Source organism: Sphaerobacter thermophilus DSM 20745, from assembly GCF_000024985.1.
GTDB classification, from domain to species: domain Bacteria; phylum Chloroflexota; class Chloroflexia; order Thermomicrobiales; family Thermomicrobiaceae; genus Sphaerobacter; species Sphaerobacter thermophilus.
In genome coordinates, this window is record NC_013523.1 from 1,627,962 (window position 1) to 1,651,449 (window position 23,488).

Annotated in this window: 21 protein-coding genes, 1 pseudogene and 1 riboswitch; of the genes and pseudogenes, 8 read left to right on the forward strand and 14 right to left on the reverse strand. The window is 67.3% G+C overall.

Annotation, left to right across the window (positions count from 1 at the left end):
- Positions 1-483: 483 nt before the first annotated feature.
- The gene (locus STHE_RS07500) at positions 484-789 is read right to left on the reverse strand and encodes a hypothetical protein (protein WP_012871967.1); all 306 of its coding nucleotides are present in this window, start codon (positions 787-789) and stop codon (positions 484-486) included.
- A 239-nt stretch (positions 790-1,028) separates the two neighbouring features.
- Here STHE_RS07500 and STHE_RS07505 point away from each other — a divergent pair, with 239 nt between their 5' ends.
- Positions 1,029-1,253, forward strand: coding sequence for a helix-turn-helix domain-containing protein (locus tag STHE_RS07505; protein WP_012871969.1), 225 nt, complete (start codon positions 1,029-1,031; stop codon positions 1,251-1,253).
- A 65-nt stretch (positions 1,254-1,318) separates the two neighbouring features.
- Positions 1,319-2,407, forward strand: a pseudogene (locus STHE_RS19415) (recombinase family protein); the annotation flags it as partial.
- Between the two features lie 433 nt (positions 2,408-2,840).
- On the opposite strand, the gene secA reads toward STHE_RS19415, so the two are convergent.
- Positions 2,841-5,450 carry a preprotein translocase subunit SecA gene (secA, locus tag STHE_RS19425; protein ID WP_012871971.1) on the reverse strand — a complete coding sequence of 870 codons (2,610 nt, stop codon included), beginning with the start codon at positions 5,448-5,450 and terminating at the stop codon, positions 2,841-2,843.
- A gap of 108 nt (positions 5,451-5,558) precedes the next feature.
- Positions 5,559-7,220 (reverse strand): ribosomal protection-like ABC-F family protein, encoded by a 1,662-nt coding sequence (gene abc-f, locus STHE_RS07515; protein WP_012871972.1) that lies wholly within the window; start codon positions 7,218-7,220, stop codon positions 5,559-5,561.
- 237 nt (positions 7,221-7,457) lie between these two features.
- Between abc-f and STHE_RS07520 the strand changes: the two genes are divergently transcribed.
- Positions 7,458-7,868: an MGMT family protein gene (locus STHE_RS07520; protein ID WP_012871973.1), complete on the forward strand. Its 411-nt coding sequence runs from the start codon at positions 7,458-7,460 to the stop codon at positions 7,866-7,868.
- On the opposite strand, the gene thiS is transcribed toward STHE_RS07520, so the two are convergent.
- The 8 genes from thiS to STHE_RS07560 all read right to left on the reverse strand — a co-directional run bounded on the left by thiS (position 7,865) and on the right by STHE_RS07560 (position 14,205).
- The gene (gene thiS / locus STHE_RS07525) at positions 7,865-8,068 is read right to left on the reverse strand and encodes a sulfur carrier protein ThiS (protein ID WP_012871974.1); all 204 of its coding nucleotides are present in this window, start codon (positions 8,066-8,068) and stop codon (positions 7,865-7,867) included. The genes STHE_RS07520 and thiS overlap by 4 nt on opposite strands.
- Positions 8,065-8,703 carry a thiamine phosphate synthase gene (gene thiE, locus STHE_RS07530; protein WP_012871975.1) on the reverse strand — a complete coding sequence of 213 codons (639 nt, stop codon included), beginning with the start codon at positions 8,701-8,703 and terminating at the stop codon, positions 8,065-8,067. The genes thiS and thiE (STHE_RS07530) overlap by 4 nt, the downstream gene beginning before the upstream one ends.
- A complete protein-coding gene (thiE, locus tag STHE_RS07535) occupies positions 8,700-9,377 on the reverse strand; it encodes a thiamine phosphate synthase (protein WP_012871976.1) in 678 nt (225 codons plus the stop codon). Before thiE (STHE_RS07535) ends, thiE (STHE_RS07530) begins: the two co-directional genes overlap by 4 nt.
- Position 9,378: 1 nt before the next feature.
- Complete coding sequence (locus STHE_RS07540; protein ID WP_012871977.1) at positions 9,379-10,173, reverse strand: thiazole synthase; 795 nt, start codon at positions 10,171-10,173, stop codon at positions 9,379-9,381.
- Positions 10,173-11,012 (reverse strand): bifunctional hydroxymethylpyrimidine kinase/phosphomethylpyrimidine kinase, encoded by an 840-nt coding sequence (gene thiD, locus STHE_RS07545; protein WP_012871978.1) that lies wholly within the window; start codon positions 11,010-11,012, stop codon positions 10,173-10,175. The genes STHE_RS07540 and thiD overlap by 1 nt, the downstream gene beginning before the upstream one ends.
- Before the next feature lie 98 nt (positions 11,013-11,110).
- Positions 11,111-11,218, reverse strand: a riboswitch (TPP riboswitch).
- A gap of 156 nt (positions 11,219-11,374) precedes the next feature.
- Positions 11,375-12,472: an ABC transporter substrate-binding protein gene (locus tag STHE_RS17895; protein ID WP_012871979.1), complete on the reverse strand. Its 1,098-nt coding sequence runs from the start codon at positions 12,470-12,472 to the stop codon at positions 11,375-11,377.
- A 74-nt stretch (positions 12,473-12,546) separates the two neighbouring features.
- Entirely contained in the window at positions 12,547-13,386 is an 840-nt protein-coding gene (locus STHE_RS07555) for an ABC transporter permease (protein WP_012871980.1), read from the reverse strand.
- Between the two features lie 33 nt (positions 13,387-13,419).
- Positions 13,420-14,205 (reverse strand): ABC transporter ATP-binding protein, encoded by a 786-nt coding sequence (locus tag STHE_RS07560; protein ID WP_012871981.1) that lies wholly within the window; start codon positions 14,203-14,205, stop codon positions 13,420-13,422.
- 604 nt (positions 14,206-14,809) lie between these two features.
- Between STHE_RS07560 and STHE_RS07565 the strand changes: the two genes are divergently transcribed.
- Both STHE_RS07565 and STHE_RS07570 read left to right on the forward strand, forming a co-directional pair.
- Positions 14,810-15,991 (forward strand): aminotransferase class V-fold PLP-dependent enzyme, encoded by a 1,182-nt coding sequence (locus tag STHE_RS07565; RefSeq protein ID WP_012871982.1) that lies wholly within the window; start codon positions 14,810-14,812, stop codon positions 15,989-15,991.
- Between the two features lie 43 nt (positions 15,992-16,034).
- On the forward strand, positions 16,035-16,817 hold the full coding sequence (locus STHE_RS07570; protein WP_012871983.1) for a creatininase family protein: 783 nt from the start codon (positions 16,035-16,037) through the stop codon (positions 16,815-16,817).
- 316 nt (positions 16,818-17,133) lie between these two features.
- On the opposite strand, the gene murB is transcribed toward STHE_RS07570, so the two are convergent.
- On the reverse strand, positions 17,134-18,099 hold the full coding sequence (gene murB / locus STHE_RS07575; protein ID WP_012871984.1) for a UDP-N-acetylmuramate dehydrogenase: 966 nt from the start codon (positions 18,097-18,099) through the stop codon (positions 17,134-17,136).
- A gap of 362 nt (positions 18,100-18,461) precedes the next feature.
- Here murB and STHE_RS07580 point away from each other — a divergent pair, with 362 nt between their 5' ends.
- Together STHE_RS07580 and STHE_RS07585 are read left to right on the forward strand one after the other, a co-directional pair.
- Entirely contained in the window at positions 18,462-18,911 is a 450-nt protein-coding gene (locus STHE_RS07580) for a magnesium transporter CorA family protein (RefSeq protein ID WP_012871985.1), read from the forward strand.
- Between the two features lie 6 nt (positions 18,912-18,917).
- Positions 18,918-19,217 carry a CorA family divalent cation transporter gene (locus STHE_RS07585; RefSeq protein ID WP_012871986.1) on the forward strand — a complete coding sequence of 100 codons (300 nt, stop codon included), beginning with the start codon at positions 18,918-18,920 and terminating at the stop codon, positions 19,215-19,217.
- A 52-nt stretch (positions 19,218-19,269) separates the two neighbouring features.
- Here the strand turns inward: STHE_RS07585 and STHE_RS18735 are convergent, their stop codons facing one another.
- Entirely contained in the window at positions 19,270-19,986 is a 717-nt protein-coding gene (locus STHE_RS18735) for a hypothetical protein (RefSeq protein WP_012871987.1), read from the reverse strand.
- Between the two features lie 425 nt (positions 19,987-20,411).
- Here STHE_RS18735 and STHE_RS07595 point away from each other — a divergent pair, with 425 nt between their 5' ends.
- Entirely contained in the window at positions 20,412-22,073 is a 1,662-nt protein-coding gene (locus tag STHE_RS07595) for an amidohydrolase (RefSeq protein ID WP_012871988.1), read from the forward strand.
- Positions 22,074-22,166: 93 nt separating this feature from the next.
- Here the strand turns inward: STHE_RS07595 and STHE_RS07600 are convergent, their stop codons facing one another.
- Positions 22,167-23,402 carry an MFS transporter gene (locus STHE_RS07600; protein WP_012871989.1) on the reverse strand — a complete coding sequence of 412 codons (1,236 nt, stop codon included), beginning with the start codon at positions 23,400-23,402 and terminating at the stop codon, positions 22,167-22,169.
- Between the last annotated feature and the right edge of the window lie 86 nt (positions 23,403-23,488).

Sequence of the window (23,488 nt, forward strand, 5' to 3'; positions counted from 1 at the left end):
CGCGTTGTACGGCCCGCGCGCGCCGGCGCGCTCAGTCGTGGCCGGGCGGCGGGCGGGGTACTGCTTACCGTCCCGGCCGGTGATGGTGGCGGCAGGTGGCGAAATTTCGCCAATGCTCATGAGGTCGTTTCGCACCGTGTCCTTATGCACCCCCACCGCCTTCGCGATCCGGCGCGTGCTCCAGCCCATCCGTCGTAGCTCCCCCACGAGTTCCCGTCCCGGCCGGTGATGGTTTCGTTCGAGGAAGGTGAGAAATCTTGCTCACCTGATTTCAGGTCGTTCACTACGGTTCGTTGGCTCACCCCCACCGCCTCTGCGATCCGCCGCGTGCTCCAGCCCGTGCGCCCACGCGTGGGGGAGGCAGGTGGTCAAGACTTTCCACCTGCCCAGGTGCATTGATGCAGATGCATCAATGTGGGGCGTCCCGGCGTCACCCCACGACGCCGGGCCGCTGCGGGGGGAGAGGATGGGGGGCTGTGGGGGCTAGTCCGGCAGCCGCAGGCAGTAGAACCGGCCGGGCGCCAGGTCCGGGCCGTAGGACGCGGCCACGCACTGGTACACGTAGTCTGCGACCTCCTGCCAGTGCTGGTCGAGCAGCGCGCGCGAGGCCGCCGCGTAGGCCCAGTCGCCCCCGGGCGGGGTGTAGCACGCCTGCAAGCCGGTCTCGTTCAGGAGCGAGGGCGGCGCGCCCGGCTCGCGCTCGTACCAGCACAGCGACCAGCCGAGCCGCAGGAGGGCGTGCGCCACGACCTCACCGACCGTGGCCACGGGCGCGGCGTCCCGACTCACGCCACACGCTCCGGGGCGATGCCGGCGGCCGCGAGCAGCGCGTCGAGCAGCATGGATGCATGGAGTAGCCCCGTATCCTGCGTCATCGGCGTTGTTCCCGCCATCACTCCGTCCTTCCCCTAATCACCGCTCCGGTGACGGCATTGTAATGTGTACCTAGTGACATGTCAATAGTGACATGTGGCGCGGGACCTGCTACGCTGTGTGGGGTGAACGTGTGGCAGTGGGAGGAAGATCCGATGCCGACGATTCGCGAACTCCGTGAGGCGCGCGGGTGGACACAGCAAGATCTTGCCGTGAAGCTGGACGTGGCGGTGTCAACCGTGAGCCTATGGGAGCGGGGCGGCGCGCTGCCACAAGTGACCCAGCTACGGGCGATGGCCGCGCTCTTTGGCCTCGAGAGTAGCGATGAAATCGACCTGGTGGTGCGACCAGAGGCACGCCGCCGGCGGCGCGCTAAGTAAGAAAGATGCCTCGCGCGGTGCCGGCCGCCGAGGCGATGGCAGACACCTGAGCAGGAGGTGCTGCGTTGACCAGTGTAACCGGTCTCACGACTAACCGACAGCCCCGGCGCGCGGCGGTCTATCCGCGCGTTTCGTCCAAGCAGCAAGAGGACAACTACTCGCTCGATACGCAACTCGCGGCGTGCATCGCCCATGCCGAGCGGCTGGGCTACGTCGTGGAAGAGCGCCACGTCTTCCGCGAGGTCTACACCGGCGTGGATTATTGGGAGCGGCCGCAGATGACGCGGCTTCGCGAGGCGATCCGGAACGGCGAGATTGACGCGGTTGTGTTCTACAGTGTGGACCGCTTCGCGCGTGACCCGGTTTTCCACATGCTCGGCCTAGCCGAAGCTCGCCAGTTCGGGGTGAAGTTCCACATCGTTACGGACGATCTAGACCTCTCGGACGATGACGACGTGCTCATGTTCTTCCTGCGCGGCTACGCGGCCAAACGCGAGTGGCGCGACCTGGCCGAGCGCACGCAACGCGGCCGCCGGGCACGCGCCGCGAAGGGCAAGCCGATCATCGGCCCGAAAGCCCCGTACGGCCTCGTCTGGAACGAGGAGGAGGGGCGGTATCACGTCAACGAGTCGGAAGCCGTCATTCTCCGCCGCATCGTGCGGGAGCTGCTGGGTGGTGCAACCCTCCGGCAGGTCAAGAACGGCCTGAACGCCGACGGCATCCCCAGCCCCAGTGGGAAGACGTGGCAGACCTCGACAATCAAGTACCTCGTCTCCCAGCAGCGCTATACCGGTGTTGGCGTCGCCTACCAGTACAAGACGACCCGGAAGGGGGATCGCTGGCTCCGCACCGAGGTACCAGACGGCTGGGAAGTCCCGCTGCCGGACGGGGTGTATCCGCAGATCATCACGCCGGACGAGTTCGCGGCGATTCAGTCCCGACTCGCGGCCAATCGTGCGCAGGCCACGCGCAACAACCGAGAGCCGGAAGCCTTCTTGCTGCGCGCCGGCTTCATCCGCTGTGGCCTGTGCGGCCACGTCATGGCGGCATCATCGGCCGGCGGCCGGCGCCGCTATCGTTGTGCGACACGCGACAAGGTGGACCCGCCATGCCCACAGACGGTGATAGAGCAGCACGTGATTGATAACGCGGTGTGGGAGCGCGTGGTGACGGTGCTCAAGAACCCGGAGATCATCGCGCGCGAGCTCGCGCGGTTGCAGGCCGATGACCCGACCGCTCAAGACCTCGACATTGTCGAGCGTGCGCTGAAGGACGTTGAGCGGCAGCGGGACAACCTGACGCGCCACCTGGCCCTCTTCAGCGACCCAGAGGCTGCCGCGCCGCTCGTGCGGCAGATCGAAGCGCTTGGTGCGCAGATCGCCCAACTGAAGCAGCAGCGGGAACACATCCTCGAGCGGCGGCGGGGCTGGGAGACGGCGCAGGACCGGCTCGCAGACCTCGAGTCCTGGTGTCGCCAGGTGGCCGGCCGTGTGGACACACTCACCTATGAGCAGCGGCGGCTTGCCCTCGAGGCCCTAGGGGTAGAAGTGCGGGTCTTCCCAAAGGGGCACGACCCGCGCTACTGCATTACCCTCGCGCTACCCCTGGAGCCACCTGGCCTCGAGCCTTTTGCATACAGCAGTACTTGTACTTCTTGCCGCTGCCGCACGGGCACGGATCGTTGCGGCCGATCTTCTCCTTGGCGCGCCGCGGCTGCGGGCCGCCCTCGGTCGGCTGGTTTGTGACCCCCGGCTGCATGACCGGCTGCAGCAGCGCGGGTTGCAGGCGCGCCTGGAAGATAAGGTGCGCCACGTCGTAGTCGATGTTCTGCAGCAGCGCCTCGAACATCCGGAAGCCCTGCGTCTTGTACTCGACCAGGGGATCGCGCTGCGCGTAGGCCTGGAGGCCGATGCTCTGCCGCATGTCGTCCATCGTCGTCAGGTGCTCGACCCAGAGCCGGTCGATCACCTGGAGCATCACCAGCCGCTCGATGGTGCGCTGGACCTCGGGGCCATTCTGCTTCTCGCGCAGCTCGTACTCGTCCTCGGCCTTCTCCGTCAGCAGTTCGATGACCTCGTCCCGCGGGCGATCCTCCAGGTCGCGGACCGAGATCTCCACGTGCGGCCCGACGATGCCACGGAACGCGCTGATGATCCCCTCGAAGTCCGGCTCTGCGTGGCGGTCGTCCGGCCAGTGGGCGGTGACGAGCAACTCGATCTGGCGACCGATAATGTCGAGCACCTGCTCCTTGAGGTTCTCACCGCGGATGATCCGCCCACGTAGGGCGTAGATCACCTCGCGGTGCCGGTTCATTACGTCGTCGTACTCGACGAGGTGCTTCCGCAGGTCGAAGTTGTACCCCTCGACCTTGGTCTGGGCGCTTTCAATGGTCTTGGTGATCAGCGGGTGCTCGATCGGCAGGTCGTCTTCGATGCCGAGCTTCTCCATCAGCCCGGTGACCCGGTCGGAGCCAACCCGCCGCAGCAGGTCATCCTCGAGCGACAGGAAGAAGCGGCTGGATCCGGGGTCGCCCTGGCGTCCGGCACGACCGCGCAACTGGTTGTCGATCCGGCGCGCCTCGTGCCGCTCGGTGCCGATGATGTGCAGCCCGCCGAGCTCTTTCACGCCCGGGCCGAGGATGATGTCGGTGCCGCGACCGGCCATGTTCGTCGCGATCGTCACCGCGCCGCGCTGCCCGGCCTGCGCCACAATCGCGGCCTCCCGCTCGTGGTGCTTGGCGTTGAGGACCTCGTGCTTGATCCCCACCCGCTTCAACATGTTCGAGAGGCGCTCGCTCTTCTCGATCGAGGTCGTACCGACCAACACCGGACGGCCGATCGCGTGCATCTCCTGGATCTCGCGCACGACCGCGCGGAACTTGGCCTCCTCGGTCCGGTACACCTGATCCGGGTAGTCGATGCGGATCATCGGGCGGTGGGTCGGGATGACCACCACATCGAGGTTGTAGATCGTGGCGAACTCTTCCGCCTCCGTCGCCGCCGTGCCGGTCATACCGGCCAGCTTCTCGTACATGCGGAAGTAGTTCTGGAAGGTGATCGTGGCCTGGGTGACCGTCTCGCGCTGGACACGGACACCCTCCTTGGCCTCGATCGCCTGGTGGAGACCCTCGCTGTAGCGGCGGCCGAGCATCATCCGGCCGGTGAACTCATCGACGATGATGACCTCGCCGTCGCGGACGATGTAGTCGCGGTCGCGCTGGAAGAGCGCCTGCGCCTTCAGCGCCTGCTCCAGGTACGCGGTGTACTCATAGTAGCGGTCGTCGTAGAGGCTCTGGCCCTCCGGGATGCCCAGCAGCCGCTCAACCTTGTCGATCCCGGCATCGGTCAGGGTCACCGTGCGGTCCTTGAGGTTGACCTCGTAGTGGACCCCCTCGCGGAGCTGCCGGACGATCTTCGCAAACTGGTAGTAGCGGTCCGGCGTGTCCTGGGACTGACCGGAGATGATCAGCGGCGTGCGTGCCTCGTCGATGAGGATGTTGTCCACCTCATCCACGATGGCGTAGTGGAGCGGCCGCTGCACCTGGTCGTCGGCCGAGATGACGAGGTTGTCCCGCAGGTAGTCGAAGCCGAACTCGTGGTTCGTCCCGTAGGTGATGTCTGCCAGATATGCCTCACGGCGCGTCACCGGCCGCCAGTGGTTGAGCCGGTCGTCCGGGCTGGGGTTTGGCGCGGTGTATTCCGGGTCATAGATGCCGGCGGCCTCGTGCGTGATCACGCCGACCGACACGCCGAGCAGGTGATAGATCGGCCCGTTCCAACCGCCACCCACCCGGGACAGGTAGTCGTTCGGCGTGACCAGATGCACACCCTTGCCAGTGAGCGCATTCAGGTACAACGGGAGCGTGGCGACCAGCGTCTTACCCTCGCCGGTCTTCATCTCGGCGATCTTGCCCTGGTGGAGAACGATGCCGGCCATGAGCTGGACGTCGTAGTGCCGCTGCCCCAGCGTGCGCTTGGCCGCCTCACGGACCGCGGCGAACGCCTCGGGCAGAAGGTCGTCCAGGGTCTCGCCCGCGCTCAGCCGCTCGCGGAACTCATCGGTCTTGGCTCGCAGTTGCTCGTTACTGAGACGCTCAAACTCCGGTTCTAGTTCGTTGATCTCGGCGACCACCTCGCTGAGCTCCTTGAGCACGCGCTCGTTTGGGTCACCGAAGATCTTGGTCAGAAACTTCCGCATGAGCGGGAACCCCCGTTGTTCGCTTCCATCGTGGTCGCAATGCAGACCATGCTACAGCGCCATTCTACCCCTGGGGCGCCTATCGCGTCGAACGAGACTAACGATCCCCTAGCCGGCGCCCGACCGCAGGTACTCCTCGTATCCGGGGTAGACGCGAGCAGTACCCCGTTCCAGGGCCACGATGCGCCCGCCGAACGAGCGGAGGAAGGCCCGGTCGTGCACGACCGCGATCACCGTCCCGCCGAAGGCGTCCAGCGCGGCGGCAAAGTGCTCCCGTCCCTCGATGTCCAGGTGGTTCAACGGCTCGTCGAGCAGCAGGACCGTGCATCCCCGCAGCACCAGCAGCGCGAGTTGGAGGCGTGCTCGCTCACCCAACGAGCACTGCCCCACCGGCCGGAGCGCCGCGTCGCCGCTGAACAAGAAGTAGTGCAGGAAGCTCCGCGCCTCCGTCTCGCTCATGGCTCGCTCGCGCAGCGCTGTCTCCAGCACCGTGCGCTCCGGGTCGAGCGTCTCCTGTTCCTGAGCCAGAACCCCAAGGCGCACGGTCGAACCTAGCCGCACGGTCCCTGCCGTCGGCGATAGCGTTCCCTCGATCAGGCGCAGCAGTGTCGTCTTGCCGGAGCCGTTGGGCCCGACCACGGCGATGCGGTCGCCGTGCTGGACATCGAAGCTGACGCCTTCGAAGAGCGGCGCCTGACCGGGGTAACCGAAGGCGACATCCTCCAGCGACAGGACCGCGCGCCCACCCGGCGGAGCCTCACCGAAGTCGAGCTTGAGCCCCCATCGCGGCCGCGGCTTCTCCACCCGCTCCTCCGACTCCAGGAACCGCTCGAGCTTCTTCTCGCGTGCCTTCGCGAGTGCGGCCTTCTTGCGCGCCAGGACCCGAACCCCCGGCTGCCGCGGCGTGGTGGATCGCTCGATCGCCCGCGCCTCCCCCTTGAGACGGCCGACGTCGCTCCGGACGCGATTGATGTACTCCTGTTGCCGCACCCACGCTTCTCGCTGCTGCTCAGCCTCCTGTCGGCGCGCTTCCGCGAAGGCGGTGTAGTTCCCAGGGTAGGACCGGACCTGATGGGTCTCCGGGTCGAGGAACAGGATACGCTCGACCGTCCGGTCGAGGAACTCCCGGTCGTGCGAGACGATGAGCACGGCGCCCGGGAAGCTGGTGAGGAAGCCTTCAAGCCAGACGAGCGCCTCCACGTCCAGGTGGTTGGTCGGCTCGTCCAGTACCAACATGTCCGGCTCTCGGAGCAGCAGGAGCGCGACACCGAGCCGGGTCTTCTGGCCGCCGCTCAGGCTGGCGACCGGACGCTGGTGGTCCACCGTACCCAACCCGAGCCCGTCCAGAATGGCCGCCGCACGCTGTTCCCGGTCGTAGCCGCCGAGTGCTTCGAAGCGAGCCAGGGCCGCGTCGTACGCTTCGAGCGCGCCGTCGCTCGCGTCCTCCGCCAAGCGCGCCCCGGCCTCCGCCAGCGCACGCTCGGCCTCCACCCACTCGCGCTGCACCGCGGCGACCGCGTCCGCGATGGTCCACGCTTCCGTCTCTCGCAGCGCCTGCGGCAGGTAGCCGATCTCAGCGTCCCGCGGCGAGCGGACAACCTCGCCCCGGTCCGGAGTCTCCTCGCCGACGATGCAGCGGAGCAGCGTCGTCTTCCCGGCACCATTCGGGCCGATCAGACCCACCCGCTCGCCCGTGTTCACCACGAACGAGACATCGTCGAGAATGACCTGTGATCCGTATGACTTGGAGAGATGCTTGACGTGCAGCACGACACGCCACCCTTCATCATTGAGGCCGATCCGGCTTCATGACGAAGGCTACTGGCGCATCCACTGCTCCCTGAGGGTCCACGTCGCGTCGCACTCGCGACGGTGAAGATCGGTCACGATGGTCGCGCAAGGCGCAACAGGGCGAGTATAGACCAGTGCCCCGACCGCGGACAAGCCGTATGATGACACCAGGCACGCGCGGTATCCGCAGCCGCGGGACAGCGAGGGCTGGGAGCGATGCAGCGGCGACGTAAGACAGGGACAGAGCGACGAGATGGCCGGGCGGCGACGCCGCGGACCGACTTCCTCGAACGCGTCTACGCGGTGGTTCGGCAGATACCACCCGGCCGCGTGACGACCTACGGCCGCATTGCCCGGGCGGTCGGTGCGGCCCGCTCCGCCCGGATGGTCGGCTGGGCCCTACACCGCTGCCCGCCCGACGTCTCCGACGTGGCTCACCGTGTCGTCAACCGCAACGGGGAGCTGACAGGCGGCTGGGCGTGGGGGCACCCGGCCATCATGCGTGCGTTGCTCGAGGATGAGGGGGTCACCTTCGTCGACGAGTTCCAGGTCGATCTGGCGCGGCACCTCTGGGACCCGATGGAGGCAGAGGACACGCCAGATTCGCGAGGCATCCCAGAGCCCTAGCCGCCCCCAACGAAGTGGACGATCTCGAGAGTGTCACCGGGCTCGATCGTGCGCGTCTCGAACTCGGCGCGCGGCACGATGGACCCGTTGTGCTCCACCGCCACCAGGATCGGCTTGATCCCCTGACGCTTCAGCAGGTCGGCGACGGTCCGGACCCCGTCGACCTGCATCGGCTTTCCGTTGACGCGAATCTCCATCATGCCTGAATGGATCCTCCTGTTTCGAGCGCTCGGCGGTACGCCGCTGCCGCCGCGCCGGGGTCGGCCGCGGCCAGCACCCCGGTGATCACCGCGACTCCGTACGCACCGGCCGCGATGACCTCCGGCACACGCTCTGGCGTGATCCCGCCGACGGCAATCACCGGTAGCGGCGTGGCAGCGGTGACCGCCGCCAGGAAGTCGAGACCGCGTGGCGGCTGACCGGGTTTGCTCCCTGTGGCGTAGATGTGCCCGGCCAGGACGAAGTCGGCACCCTCCACCGCAGCGCGCTCGGCCCCCTCGATGTCGTGAACCGAGCGCCCGATCAGCAGGCTCTGCCCGGCGAGGGCGCGCACGTCGCGCGGGCTCAGTGCCGTCTCGCCGAGCTGGACACCCGCTGCGCCTACGATGAGGGCCACATCGACACGGTCGTTGATGAACAGCGCCGCCCGGTCACCGATCACCCGGTTAAGCGCCCGCGCCGCCTCGATCAGATCCGCCGCGGGGAGATCCTTCTCCCGCAGATGCACAGCATCGAACCCGGCCTTGACCGCCGCCCACGCGACGTCGGGGAACCGGTCCAGCGGGCATCGGCGCCGGTCGCTGACCAGGTGCAAGCGCGGTACGGCCCGGCTCATGCCCGCGACCTCAACCCCGCCTCGACCGCCTGCCGGAGCGCTCGTGCGGCCGCTTCCACGTCGTCGGCCGCCACGACGGCCGAGATCACCGCGACACCGACCGCACCGGCGGCGACGACCGGGGTGGCATTGCTCGCGTTGATCCCGCCGATGCCGACGACGGGGATGCCGACCGCCTCAACGATGCGCGCCAGGTGCTCGACGCCGACGGCCCCCCCGGCGTCGGCCTTGGTGCCGGTGGGATAGATTGGACCGACGCCCAGGTAGTCGGCGCCGTCCCGCTCGGCAGCGAGCGCCGCCTCGAGCGTCGGCGGCGAGTAGCCGACGATCATCCGTTCACCAACGAGCGCCCGCGTCTCGGCCACGGGAAGGTCGTCGACGCCGACGTGGACCCCATCCGCGTCGAGGGCCAACGCCAGGTCCACCCGGTCGTTGACGATGAACAGCACCCCGGCGTCGCGGCACACCTGCCGCACCTCCCGACCGACCCGCAGCGCCTCCGCCAGCGGGCCCTGCTTCCAGCGCAGTTGAATCGCCGTCGCACCGCCCGCGATCGCGTCGGCCACGATCCGCGCCTCGTCCCGGCCACGGGCCAGTCTACGGTCGGTCAGCACGTAGAGGCGCAGCGCGTCCGGCAGGCGCTCCCGCAACTCTGCGCGTCGATTCGCCGCCACGTCAGCGCACCACTCCCTCCAGCGGGCTGCTGGCCGACGCGTACGGCTTCTTCGGGATGCGGCCGGAGAGATACGCCAGCCGGCCCGCTTCGATCCCCAGGCGCATCGCGCGCGCCATTCCGGCCGGGTTCTTCGCCTGCGCGATGGCGGTGTTGATCAGGCAGGCGTCCGCCCCAAGCTCCATGGCGAGCGCCGCATCCGACGGCGCACCGATCCCGGCATCCACGATGACCGGCACGTTCGCTTGCTCGATGATGATCTGGATCTGCCGGAAGTCGGGTAGCCCCTGTCCGGAGCCGATGGGCGATCCCAGCGGCATGACCGTGGCAGTGCCGATCTCTTCCAGCCGCTTCGCCAGCACCGGGTCGGCGTTGATGTACGGGAGGACGACGAAGCCCTCATCCACCAGCACCCGAGCCGCTTCCAACGTGCCCACGGGATCTGGAAGGAGGTACTTCGGGTCGGGGATGACCTCCAGCTTGATCCAATCGGACAGGCCCATCGACCGCGCGAGCCGCGCAACTCGGATCGCCTCCTCCGCCGTGGCGCATCCCGCCGTGTTCGGGAGGATGTGGTACCGCGACCAGTCGATGTCCTCCAGGATGCTGCGACTCTTCGGATCGTCGAAGTCGATCCGGCGGAGCGCTACGGTAATCATCTCGCAGCCCGACGCCTCGATCGCGGCTTGCATCTCCTCCGTGTTGCGGTACTTGCCGGTACCCAGAATGAGGCGGGAGTTGAAGGTCTTCCCCGCGATGGTCAGCGGGGTGTCGACGATGGTCGGTTCGGTCTGCATCACTCGACCTCCTCCGCACCCTGAACGCCGAGCGGGCGCCAGAGCGCGTAGAAATGGTGGACCGGCGAGTGCCCGGCGCCGACGGTGTAGCTGTTGATGAGGGCCTGGTACAGGTAGTCCTTGGCTTCGGCAATCGCCTCCAGCGCCGAGGTCCCCGCCGCGAGCCGCGCCGCGATCGCGGCGGCGAAGGTGCAGCCGGTCCCGTGCGTGTTGCGGGTCTCGATCCGCGGGCTGCGGAGCCGCTCGAACGTGGCGCCGTCGTAGATGACGTCGATCGCGTCGCCCTCCCGGTGGCCGCCTTTGACAACCACGTAGCGCGCACCCAGCGCGGCGATCGCCCGGGCTGCCTCCTCCATATCCGCCAGCGAGCGGATCTCCCTCCCGGTCAGCACCTCAGCCTCCGGGATGTTCGGCGTCACGACGTACGCGACCGGGAGCAGAAGGTCCCGGACGGCCGCGACCGCGTCCTCACGGAGCAGCCGGTCACCACTCTTCGCCACCATGACCGGGTCGACCACGAGGCGCTCAATGTTATGTCGCCGAACACCGTCGACCACCACGCGGACGATCTCAGCCGAGGCGAGCATGCCGGTCTTGGCCGCGTCGGCGCCGATATCCTCCATGACGGCGTCCAACTGCGCCGCCACGATCTCCGGCGGGATCTCATGGACCGCGCGGACACCGATCGTGTTCTGCGCCGTGATCGCGGTGATCACGCTCGACCCGTAGACGTTGAGCGCGGCGAAGGTCTTGAGGTCGGCCTGAATCCCAGCGCCGCCCCCGGAGTCGGAGCCGGCGATGGTCAGAGCCTTGGGTGGCGCAATGGGGCTCGTCGCCACGGCTGCTCCTTCCAAGTCACGCAGGGACGCGCGGCGCAGGCCGGGCGGCGACCAAGAAAAAACCGCCGACCCGACGGTGCGGCGGTACGGTGGGTTCGCTGTACCTCCCGGTGCCGTCCCTTCGCTGGTATTACCCAGATCAGGTTCGGAGGGTTGGTGGGGCAATCCCCACACTCTCAGCGCCACGCGCACCCCTGGCATCCGTCAAGTCCAGCATATCATGCGGGGTACCCGGACTCAACTGCTGGGACGCGCGAGCCGATCGCGAGGGGCTCGCCCCATTCTGCGAGAGCAGCGCCTCAACCGAACAGGCAACGCCCGTGGCGCTCTCCGGTCCCGGAGGGACGGCCCTGGTCGAGAACCTACCCTGACCAGTTCCGTGCCTGCTCACGGACGGCATCGGCGTCGAAGTCGTTGATGGTGTCGAGCAGCTCGTTGGTGTACAGATCCTCCGAGTTAACCGGCTCGGTGATCAGCCCCTGCTCCGCCATAAAGTCGACGAAGGCATGATACACCTCCGGATCGCTGTACCCCCACTGCGTCACGCCCTCTTCCAACCAAAGACGCTCCGATCGCGCTTCGAGGATGTGCTTGGCTTGCGCAAACGCTTCTTCCTCGGGCATGCCGGCGGGCTTGGTGTCCGGGTGGCGCTTCCAGACGATGCGTACAGCCGCGTCCGGATTCTCCAGCGTGAAGATGGTGCCCTTGGCGACAGCTCTCGCTACCCGTGCGAAGAGGTCCGGATCCTTCTCCAGGTCCTCATCGCGCGCCAGGAGGCTGTTGCTGGGGAGTTTCGTGAGACTCGGCGTGTCCAGGTAGCGTAGGGCAATCCCCTGGTTCTCCAGGATCGCGTACTGGGCGTCCCAGAGCGACAGGGCGTCCACTTCCCCCTTCTGCACCGCCGCCGCAGCCTGGCCCGACTCACCGATAGCGACAACCGTGGCATCTTCCGGATCCAGGCCGGCTTCCTTGAGTACGGCTTTGATGTTGATCACCCCGGCGCTACCCATGCTGGTCACACCGACGCGCTTCCCTTTGAGGTCGGCGGCAGTCTGAATCGGGCTGTCGGCCGGCACGGCGATCGAATAGATATTCCGCCGGTAGAGCGTGTAGAAGTACCGAATCTGCATGCCCTGGCTTGCCTGGTGCCCGATGATGACCGGTTCTGGGCTCGGTGCACCGATCATCCCGCTCCCCGACGCGACCTGCTTGGTAACGTCGGTGCTGCCAGCGACCATCACCCAGTCAGGTTCGATACCCTCTTCCTCGAAGTAGCCCATCTCTTCGGCAACGACCCAGGGCGCGAAGGACACGTTCCACGCCTGGGCCGCCAGGAGGATCTGGACCCGACGTTTCTCGGTACCGCCCTCACTGCCCGCAGCACCACCACACGCCACCGCGAACACCAGAGCAAGTGAGAGAAGGAAGTACAACTTCGAGGTTCGGGCACGCCGTAGCATCTCCGCTCCTCCTCACTATCAATCGGGGCTACACCATGCCTGGCGAGGGACCACGCTACCCCTCCGGCTGGTGCCTAGGCACCGACCACGGAACCCCTGTCGTCCCGTTGCCAGAAGACCACCCTGCGATTGACCCACTGAACCACCAGGTGCAGCGTGAGGCCCATCACCGAGAGCACGACGAGAACTGCGAACGTACCGGAGACGTTCAGGTTGTAGTTGTTGACCTGAATGAGGTAGCCGAGTCCCGCACGGGCGCCGACGAACTCGCTGACGATCGCCCCGATGACGCTGAAGACGATGGCCACGTCCAGTCCGGCGAAGATGAAGGGCAGCGCGCTGGGGAAGCGCACCATTCGGAAGATCTGCCACTCGCTGGCATTCACCGAGCGCAGCAGGTCGATCCGATCCTGATCAACGGACTGTAGACCCGCAATCACATTGACGAGCAGCGGAAAGAACGCGATCAGGGCCGTCGTCACGACCTTCGACGTCATGCCGAATCCGAACCACGTGACGATGAGGGGTGCGAGCGCCACTTTCGGGACCGTCTGGAAGGCCACGACATACGGGTACACCGTCCGCTCCACCAGGCGGAACCGGGTGACGATCACCCCCACCACCAGGCCAGCTACGCTGCCGACTGCGAACCCGAGCAGCACTTCCTGAAGCGTCACCCAGGTGTGCTCGACGAGCGATCCGCTCCCGAGCCCGTCGCGGAACGCTCGCCAGATCTCCGTAGGCGGTGGAAGGATATAAATCGGCACCGCCAGGAGCTTGACCAAGAGTTCCCAGACAGCCACGATCAGGACGAAGATCGTCGGGACAAGGAGGATCTCCGGCCTGTTACGGAGCATGTACCGACGCAGAGAGGCTGCGCGTCTCGGCTGCTCAGCCAGGCTTCGGCTTGCCATACCTCCCCCTCCGTGGATGGCACGAGCGGTACGTCAGTCGAGTCCACCGCGCGCGTTCAGGAGCGCACGGATGTGCGAGACGTATCGGCCGAACTCCGGCGTGTTCATCAGCGCCAGGTCACGGGGACGAGGAAGGTCGATCGTCACCACCTCCGCAACACGTCCGGGTCGTGCCGTCATCGTCACCACTCGGTCGGCGAGGAACACCGCCTCGGCGATGCTATGTGTCACGAAGAGGACCGTCTTCCGGTACGCGCTCCAGATATTGAGCAGCTCGAGGGTCATGTGCTCACGCGTCATGGCGTCGAGCGCCCCGAACGGCTCGTCCATCAACAAGAGGACCGGATCATGAACGAGCGCCCGTGCGATGCCGACGCGCTGCTGCATCCCCCCGGACAGCTCCATCGGGTAGTGATTCGCGAAGTTGGATAGGCCGACGGTTTCCAGCAAGTCGGCGGCGCGGCGCTCTCCATCCCGGCGGTCAAGCTTGAGCACCTCGACCGGGAGCATGACGTTCGCCTTGACGGTCCGCCATGGCAGCAGAACCGGTTGCTGGAAGACGAAGCCGATGTCTGATCGCGGGCCGGCTACGGGCTGCCCCCCGATCAACACATGACCGGCACTCGCTGGGATCAAGCCCGCGATGATTTTGAGCAGCGTGCTCTTGCCGCAACCACTTGGACCCACAATGCTGACGAACTCGCCCTCGTCGACGTCGAACGAGATGTGATCCAGCGCTTGTACGGTCTCACCGCGTTTGGAGACGAACGTCCGCGAGACACCATCAATCCGAATCGCGGCCTGGGTGGTGACTGTCACATGACCTCCCCGCTAGCTGGGACCTCAACCCTTCAACCCGCCCGTCGAAAGTACGCACGGTGGATGGTCGAGGATGGTTCGACGTGCGCTCGGGCCAATGCGTCAGGACGGCCTACGGGAGAAGGCCGACAATTCCGCACGGTGAGCCACTCCGCCAATCCGTACTGCTCGACGCAGTAGACATCGCGGGTGGCACACCGATATGGGGCGGAGGTGCGCCGCTGAGGGCACGGTGGAATGGACCGCCCATGGCAGGAAAAGAACCCGCCACAGAGACTATAAGCATCTCGCAACACAAACGATGTCTGGAGCTCATCATAGCACGCTGCGGAATAGTGCGCAAGCGCGCCTCGTCCCCCCTCCCCCGCCCCGTTGACACCGGCGCAGGGGAGTGCCTATAGTCGCTCGGCAGCCTGTCACCAACACCGTGCACCTCAGCAGGTGGGAGACCAGGCTGTTGCATGTTTCGACTAGAGTACGTCGCAATCCGTCGCTCCCGCTCCCGGCATCCAGCGGCATGCCGCACATGGACGCCCGGGAAGCGTCAATGACGGGAAGGGAAAACTGCGCGCTGCGCGCAGGACGAACGAGAGGGGGCCATCCGGTGAGTGCGGTCGAAGATCAGGCCAAGAGCGCGATGATCCGTGAGGCAATGCCGGCAACCTTGCAGTACGCCTATCTCAACACCGGGACGTTCGGCCCACTGCCGCGCGTCGCGATCGAGGCAATGCAGGCGCACCAGGCGGATGAACTGAACAGCGGTCGTATCCTCCGCGACGGGTACATCCGCGCGGCGGAGACGAAGGACCGCGCCCGCGCTGCTCTGGCCCGCCTCTTCAACTGTTCACCCGCCAACATTGCCCTCACGCGGCACACTACCGACGGGATGAACATCGGCATCTTCGGACTGAACTGGCGGTCCGGCGATGAGCTGATCATCAGCGACCTCGAGCATCCCGGCGGCCAACTCCCGGCCTACAACGTCGCGCGGCGCTTCGGCGTCACACTTCGCGTGGCCCGGCTGGGCAACGGCAGTGGCGATGTGGTCGGCAGGATCGAGCGGCTCGTCACCCCGCGCACCCGCATGATCGTCATCTCGCATCTCACCTGGGGGACGGGCGCGGTGTTGCCGCTCGCGGACATCGTGGAGATGGCGCACCGGCACCACATCCTCGTCGTCGTGGATGCCGCGCAGTCGGCCGGGTCGGTACCGATCGACCTGCCCGCGACCGGCGTCGACGTCTACGCCTTCCCCGGCCAGAAGTGGCTCTGTGGCCCGGAGGGAACTGGCGGTGTCTACGTCTCCGACGAGGCGCTCGACGTGATCCAGCCCACGATCATGGGCTACGCATCGATGGGCGGCCCGATGGACCACCACGGTGGGTATTTCATCCCGGCTCCCGGTGCACGCCGCTACGAGGTGGGCGGGGCGAACGCTCCGCAGATCATGGGGATGGCGACGAGCGTCGAATTCATCCTGGACACAGTCGGCCTCGACTGGGCCTACCGCCGCATCGCCCAGCTCGGCCGGTACGCCTGGGACCGCCTGGCCGCGATCGACGGGGTCAACGTCATCACTCCGAAGGAGTGCATGGCCGGACTCGTGAGCTTCACCGTTGACGGTATTGAGCCACCCGATGTCGTCGAACGACTCGCGGAGTATGGCGTCATCATCCGTCACCTGAACACGCCGACCTGCGCGCGAGTCTCCACCGGCTTCTACAACAATGAGGAGGACATTGACCGGCTCGCCGCCGCGCTTGAGGAGATCCGGCGGGCCGAATAGCGCGAACGGCGCACCCGAAGACCTTGAGAGGAAGGAGCCATTGATGGCCCAAGATAGTGGTGCTCTGATGCTGGCTGACCTGTCCTGGCCCGAGATCCGGGACATTCGCAATCAGGTCGAGCTGGTGCTACTCCCGGTCGGCTCGAACGAGCAGCATGGACCGAACCTGGCCGTGAAGATGGACATCGCCGCGTCCACGGAGTTCTGCCGTCGCGCCTCAGCCCGCATGGCACCGCGGGTGGCCGTCGCCCCGCCCGTGCCGTGGGGCGTCTCGTTCCACCACATGAACTTCCCGGGCACCATCACCCTCTCGACTGAGACGTTTGTCCAGGTGCTGGTCGAGGTCATCGCCTCGCTCCACCACCACGGGTTCGAGCGATTCCTGATCGTCAACGGCCACGGCGGCAACATCCCCGCGATGGGCGTCGCCGTCGTCCGCGCCCGCGAGGAGCTGGATGTCCCATTCGTCGGGGCCTGCTCCTATTTCTCGTTCCCCGACCCGGAGATCGCCAAGCGCCACGTCACCTCGGAGGTCACCGGACACGCCTGCGAGGTCGAGGTCGCGACGGCGATGGAGTTGGTGCCCGACGTGGTCAAGCGGGACGCCCTGGCGCCTGGGGAACTGACGGAGTTGGCCCGGGAGTTCCGCCGCGAGGCGCAGAAGTACAACGTCAGCATCCCGTACCGCTTCGATCAGATCACGCGTAACGGTGCGCTCGGAGACGCCACCAAGGCCACGCCCGAGTTCGGCCGAGAGCTCGTCGAGAGCGCGCTCGACAACTTCGTCCGCTTCTGCGAGAACCTGATCGCGGCTAACCCGGTCTAGCGTAACGGAGCCATCCCGGCGCGGGCGGGCTGCAACCCGCCCGCGCCCGGACGAGGCACTCAGGCGCCGGGCCAACTACGGGTTCTGAAAACCCCTCGTTTCCATGTCATTCTGAGCGACACCGGGACCGGCTGTACAGCCGGTCCCGGCGGAGTCGATGGATCTCTCCATCGTGCACTGGGTCCGATGCGAGATCCTTCGACTTCGCTGCCCGCCGCACCGCGGCGGACAGCTTCGCTCAGGATGACATCACCCCTGAACCGCTCGCCTTGCCCGATCAGGGGGCGCGGAGCGGGTTCCACGGGGTGCCCCGGACTCAGTCAATCAGTTCGATCTCTACCTCGGGAACAAAGCCGAAGGTGGCTTCGACCGCCGCCTGGATGCGCGCGATGATCGCGCGGACGTCAGCGGCACGGGCGCCACCGAGGTTCACGATGAAGTTGTTGTGCTTCTCAGAGACGCGCGCTCGCCCGACCTGGTAGCCGGCCAAACCGAGCCGGGAGATGATGTAGCCCATCGACACCTTGCCGTGCCAGTCGTTCCGCACGCGCTCCTCGATATCGGGCCAGACCGCCAGCACCCGCTCCACCTGCTCTCGCCGGTGGATGTTCTTGAAGACCGAGCCGCAGTTCGGCAGCTCCATCGGATGCCGGCTGTGGCGGTACCGGACATTCGCTTCATACGTTTCCCGCGCCGAGGCGAGGCGCGCGGGGTCGGCCGGTTCGAGCGCCAGGGTGGCGGAGAGAACGATCAAGTTGCCGGCACGTTTGACGTAGCTGTCCCGGTACGCGAACGCGAGATCGGCGTGGGACAACGTGCGGACCGCGTCCCCCGGCTCGCCGAGGGCGACGACTTCGGCCGATTCGAGGCAGTCGGTCATCTCCCCGCCGAAGGCCCCGACGTTGCCCCGGACCGCGGCACCGAGCGTGCCGGGCAGGCCCCCTGCCCATTCCAGGCCCACCAGCCCCTCATCGAAGGCGAAGCGGATCACGCGGTCGAGCACCTCGCCGCCGTAGCCTTCGATCCGACCGTCACCCAGGTGGCAGAGCGACCCGCCGTCGTCGCGCACGACCCGGATCACCGCGCCGTCGAAGTAGCCATCGGGGAAGACGAGATTCGATCCCAGCCCGATCACGAAGACGCGATCCGGGCGCTGGGCGGCAACCCACTCGACGGCACGGCACAGGTCGTCCCGCCCGCGCGCTTCCAGCAGATAGCGGGCCGTCCCGCCGATCCGATACCAGAGCAACTCCGACAGCGCCACGTCGCGCAGGACTTGCATGTGATCTCCTGGCCCGATCGATCCAACCCCATCCCCACCGCGCACCGCCCGCGCCCGGCGCGGGCACGGACGAAAGCATAGCGCAGCCCACCGGGCGTCGTCGCCCTCAGTGCCCGCGCGGCAACCGCGGTGCCGCACTAGATAGGCGGTGCAATCGGGCAAGCTCGATGCGGTGACTTTCCGTCGTGCCTTCCGGCATCCGCCCAGCACCTGGGACACGATCCGGACGCCGCAGGCGATCCGCCCCTGAGCCTTCGGTCACGTTCCGATGGGGCACAGGCATCGGTCAGCGGATCACGACGGTCCACCGGTGAAACCGGCAGCGCATCGCAGACAGAGAGCAGTGGAGGAGTGGATAGACCGTGAGCACACCCTCTCCCAACGACGCATACGCCCCGACGGCGTGGCTGCTTGACGGACGCGGTGGGGCACGCCGCCTGAACGCCCATGAGTTGACTGCGTGGCGCCCGTCGGACGGCGTGCTGTGGATCTGTCTCGCTGACTCCAGCGAGCGCGACCACGCATGGCTTGAGGCCGACAGCGGCCTGGATTCGGACCAGCGAGCGGCGTTCCTGCGCAGCCGGACGTGGTCTCGCGTCTTGCTCTCCGGCCGGGAGCAGGTTCTCCTCCTGATGCGCGTGCCCGTCTCGGGCGCGGCGCCCGGACACAGCTCGGTGCTTCGTTTCTGGATCGAGCCGACGCGCATCATCACCATGGCCGCGTCAGCCCGACCGGAACTGCGGCACATTCAGGACGACCTTGCGGCCGGCCGTGGGCCGCGAAGCGTCGATGATCTCCTGCGCTCGCGGTGATCGACTATGTCGACGAGGGGAGCCGGGAACTCCGACTGGATCGCCAGCCGTGTCGACGCCATGCGCGACGCCCTCGACAGCCGCACCTCCGACCAGATCAACCGCCGGGTGTATGTCCTGACGATCGTTTCCACCATCGTCTTGCCGCTGTCCCTCGTCACGGGTCTGTTCGGATCCAATATCGGCGTACGGGATGGGAATGTCCTCAGCGCCGGCCATCCGGTCTGGTTCCTCGCCCTGTGCGGCAGGCTCGCGCTCCTGGGCTGGGCAACCTCGGCCTCCGTCCACCGCATCCGCTATCTTTGAGGCGCCCATATGGTGCCCCGGAAGGCCGGCGGTAGCCCAACGTCGAACCCGGTTACAGCCCCGAGCACTGGCCCTCCCGCTCGCCGTTCACGGTGTTACCGCCGCCAGTCGGTGGGGGCGTGTTCTCCTCACACTCGAGCTTGCCACCGACCGTGTTCCCGCTGATTTCCACGCCGCCCGTGTTCTCCTCGATCTCGATGCTACCGTCGACCACGCTGTTGTTGATGACGATCATCCCGGTGTTGTGTTCGAGGTGGATGTTGCCGTCGACACGCGCGTCGATCACCTGCACGCCGCCGCTCCGCTCGACATGGATGTTGCCACCGACTGTCGTCCCATCGAGAAGATTCACCGCCGCAGCCCCCTCGGACAGTACGTTGCCTCCGATGCTGGACCCACGCGCGTGGAGTGTCGCGTCGCGGGCGAGGATGACGTCGGGGCCAACCCGGGCGTTGTCCAGCGTACAGGTCGCCCCGGCGGGCACGCGGACATCAGCGTCTGTCGAACCGCCGGATAGGTCGGCGCAGTAGTCCTCCCCACCGCCCGTGGCCGTCCCGGGGGTGGCTGTACCGCTGGCTGCGCTTGTCGGCGTCGTAGCAGTTGCGGCTTCCGTTGACGCGGTGGTGGCCGTCGCGGGTGCGCTGGTCGGGGTTGGAGTCACTCCCCCATCGTCGCCGTTGCCGCCCGCGTTGGGACCGGAGCAAGCAGCCAGCACGACAGCAGCGATCACCAACACGACGGCGCGAGACGTGACCCATGACCTCACCATCGTGGAGTCCTCCTCACACGGGCGCGGGGTGCGGAGCGGTCAGGGACCCCTCGCGCGCCGCCGACGGCAGCCTTGGCATCCTGCCACTTCCGGCTCTCCGCTCTGCCCGGAGGCTCCAGGGGTCCACCTGCCCTCCGAAACCTCAGTGGTAGAGCCGGCAGTGCAACGCGGAACACCTGGCAGTCGTCGCAGAATTGCGACCAACGGGGCCGACCCAGAGGTATCCAGGAATCTCGCTCCTAGCCCCGCCGGGCCCGAGGCGCCGCGGCTCTTGCCCCTGTGCCGCTCGTGTGTTGTCATTCGCCCAGTCCACGGGGCCCGGCGCTGCCGGGGAGCGTCTTCTAGGTAGGCATCCGACCCTCCCGGCATGCGCGGCCCATGCGTGGCAGGCGACCAACGATTGACCTGAAGACGGAGGCGATTCGATGCAGACTGGCGATCAGCACGCTGGTATGGGTGCGCCCCACTCTGACCGATCCACCGGCGGCGATGTCGTGCTCGTCAACGGCCACGTCATGACCGGCTCGGGTTCGCCGAGTGCCGCCACGGCCGTGGCGGTCCGTGGTGGGCGCATCGTCGCGGTCGGCCAGGATGCCGACGTCCGCGAGTGGATGGGCCGGGGCGTCGAGGTGATCGACCTCCGCGGCCGCACGATCACCCCGGGCTTCAACGACGCCCACTGTCACCCGATGTACCTCGGCTTCGGGCTCCAGCAGGTGGACGCGGCCACCCCGCCGAACCGGTCGATCGCGGACATCGTCGCGCGAGTGGCTGAGCGGGTGCGGTCGGTCCCGCCGGGCACCTGGGTGCGCGCCCGCGGCTACGATCAGGCCCGATTGGCGGAACAGCGCCACCCCACCCGGCACGACCTCGACCCGGTGTCACCCGAGCACCCGGTCCTCGTCGTCCGCGCCTGCGGGCATATCGGCGTGGCCAACAGCCGGGCGCTGGCCCTGGCCGGCATCGACCGCAACACGCCGGACCCGGAGGGCGGCACGATCGACCGCGACGCCCACGGTGAGCCGACCGGTGTCGTGCGTGAGGCGGCCCTGACTCTGGTGCAGCAGGCGATCGGGGCCCCGACCCGTGAGCAGATCGCCGACGCCCTGCGCGCGGCCGGGCGCCAGTTCCTCTCCGAGGGCATCACCAGCGTGGCCGAGGCCGGCATCCGCACCAGTGACGAGATGGGCGCCTACCTCGACCTGGCCCAGGCCGGCGAATTGCCGGTGCGGACGTATCTCATGATGATGATCGACGAGACGCTCGGCCCGCTGTCCGACCTTGGGCTGCGCACCGGCTTTGGCGACGCGTGGCTCCGGATCGGTCCGGCCAAGATCTTCCTCGACGGGAGCATCGGCGGGCGCACCGCCCGCATGTCCCAGCCCTACGAGGGGGAGGACGACAACATCGGCCTCTGGATGCAGGACCCGCAGGTGATGAAGGAGAAGATCAAGGCGGCGCACCGGGCCGGCTTCCAGTGTTGCGCCCATGCCATCGGCGACGCCGCCATCGAACTGCTCGTCATGGCGTTTGAAGAGGCGCTGGCGGAGCAACCCCGCCCCAACCACCGCCATCGCATCGAGCACAGCAGCATCCTGCGGCCGGACCTGATCGACCGCATCCAGCGACTTGGGGCGATCCCGGTGCCTGGCACGACCTTCCTCTGGGCGTTCCACAAGGCCTACGTCCAGAACCTCGGCATGGACCGCATCCGCTACGCGTACGCCATGCGCACCTTCTTCGACCGTGGCATCATCGCGCCCGCCAGCAGCGACGCGCCGGTGGACCCGACCAATCCGATGATCGGGATCCAGACCATGGTCACCCGCCGCAGCGAGGAAGGGGTCGAGATCTGGCCGGAGGAGCGCATCACGCTGGAGGAAGCGATCCGCGCCTACACCTACAACGGCGCCTACGCCTCGTTTGAGGAGGACATCAAGGGGACCATCGAGGTCGGGAAGCTCGCGGACCTGGCCGTCCTCGAAACCGACCTTCGCACGGTCCCTCCCGAAAACCTGGCTCAGGTGCGGGTCGACCTCACCATCGTCGAGGGTCGCATCGTCTACGACCGCGGCGCCGCGGTCTGAGCGGCCGGAGGGTTCGTTACCAGGAGCGCCGGCACCTTGCCGGCCCCCGTGCTCGCTGAGCAGCACACAGGGGCCGGCGAGATGCCGGCGCTCCTAACACGGCTCACCCTCCTTCGCCACTTCCTCCGGCGGCTTTACGCGGGAGAACATCGCGAGCAGCAGCAGGTCGTACACACCCTTCAGCACCCCGGCGATCAAGAGCGGCCAGCCGAATGTGGAAAGGCTCAGCAGGTACCCGGCCAGGAACGGGCTCCCGGCCGAGGCCAGGCTGCGGGGCACAGACGTAACGCTGGCCGCGGCCGGTCGCTCCGCGGGCGTCACGACCGCCATCACGTACGAATTCCGCGCGGGGACGTCCATGTGGGACAGCAGGCTCCGCAGCAGCAGGAACAGTACGGCCAGCGGCAGGTTCGGCATGAACGGCACCAGCGCCAGGAACACGTTCGCCGGCAGGTGGGTGAACACCATCGTCTTGACCAGACCGATCCGCTCGGCGAGCCACGCCGAGACCAGGTAGGACAGCGAGGCCAGGACGCCGGTCCAGAAAAAGATCGCCCCGGCAGTCGCGGCCGACAGGCCGAACCGCTCGAAGAGCCAGAGCGCCAGCAGCGACTGGACGACGAATCCGCCACCGAACGAGTCAAGGCTGAACAGGGCGGCCAGCCGGAGCACGGTCTTCCTTGACTCCCGCAGCGGCGAGTGCGTCACGCCGGGTGGCGCCTCGACGCCGGGCGACAGCCGCCGGTAGAGCATCAGGGCCACGAGCGCCAAGAGCGCGTAGAGCAGGAACATCCCTTCCAGCGCGTGCAGGAAGCCGAGTCCGGTCTGGTCCGAAACCACTCCCGGCAGCCCCGCAGCCAGCGCGCCGACCGCCCCGACGAGTGAGGCGACGAGGCTGTAGCGGGCGAAGAGTGCGGTGCGCTGCCGGTTGCTGACCGTCTGGGGCAGCAGCGACTGCTCCAGCGGGAGGAACACGCTCACGTCGCCCGCAGACGGGTTGAGCGTGCCCACGAAGGCAATGAGGAGCAGCGGCCAGAAGTCGTGCACGAACGCGAACGCCACCCCGGTCGCCGCCATGACCAGGGTGCCCGCCATCAGGAGCGGGCGCCGCCGCAGGCGGTAGCTCACGAACCCGACGAGCAGTGTCGAGATGGCCGACCCCACCAGCGTCGCCGTGGTCAGAGCACCGATGCGGACCGCTGAGAACCCCAGTTCGCCCAGGTAGAGGGGCAGGAGCACGCTGACGAAGCCGTCGCCGAAGGCCCTCACGCCCCGCGCCGCGATCAGCAGCGCCGCATCCTGCGTCGCGTCCGCCGGTAGGAATCGCACTCGCGAACCCTGCGCCGCCTGCCCGACCCTCATCGTCCGCTACCCCGCGACAATCTCCACGGCTCCGACTGCGGTTATGTGTTGCA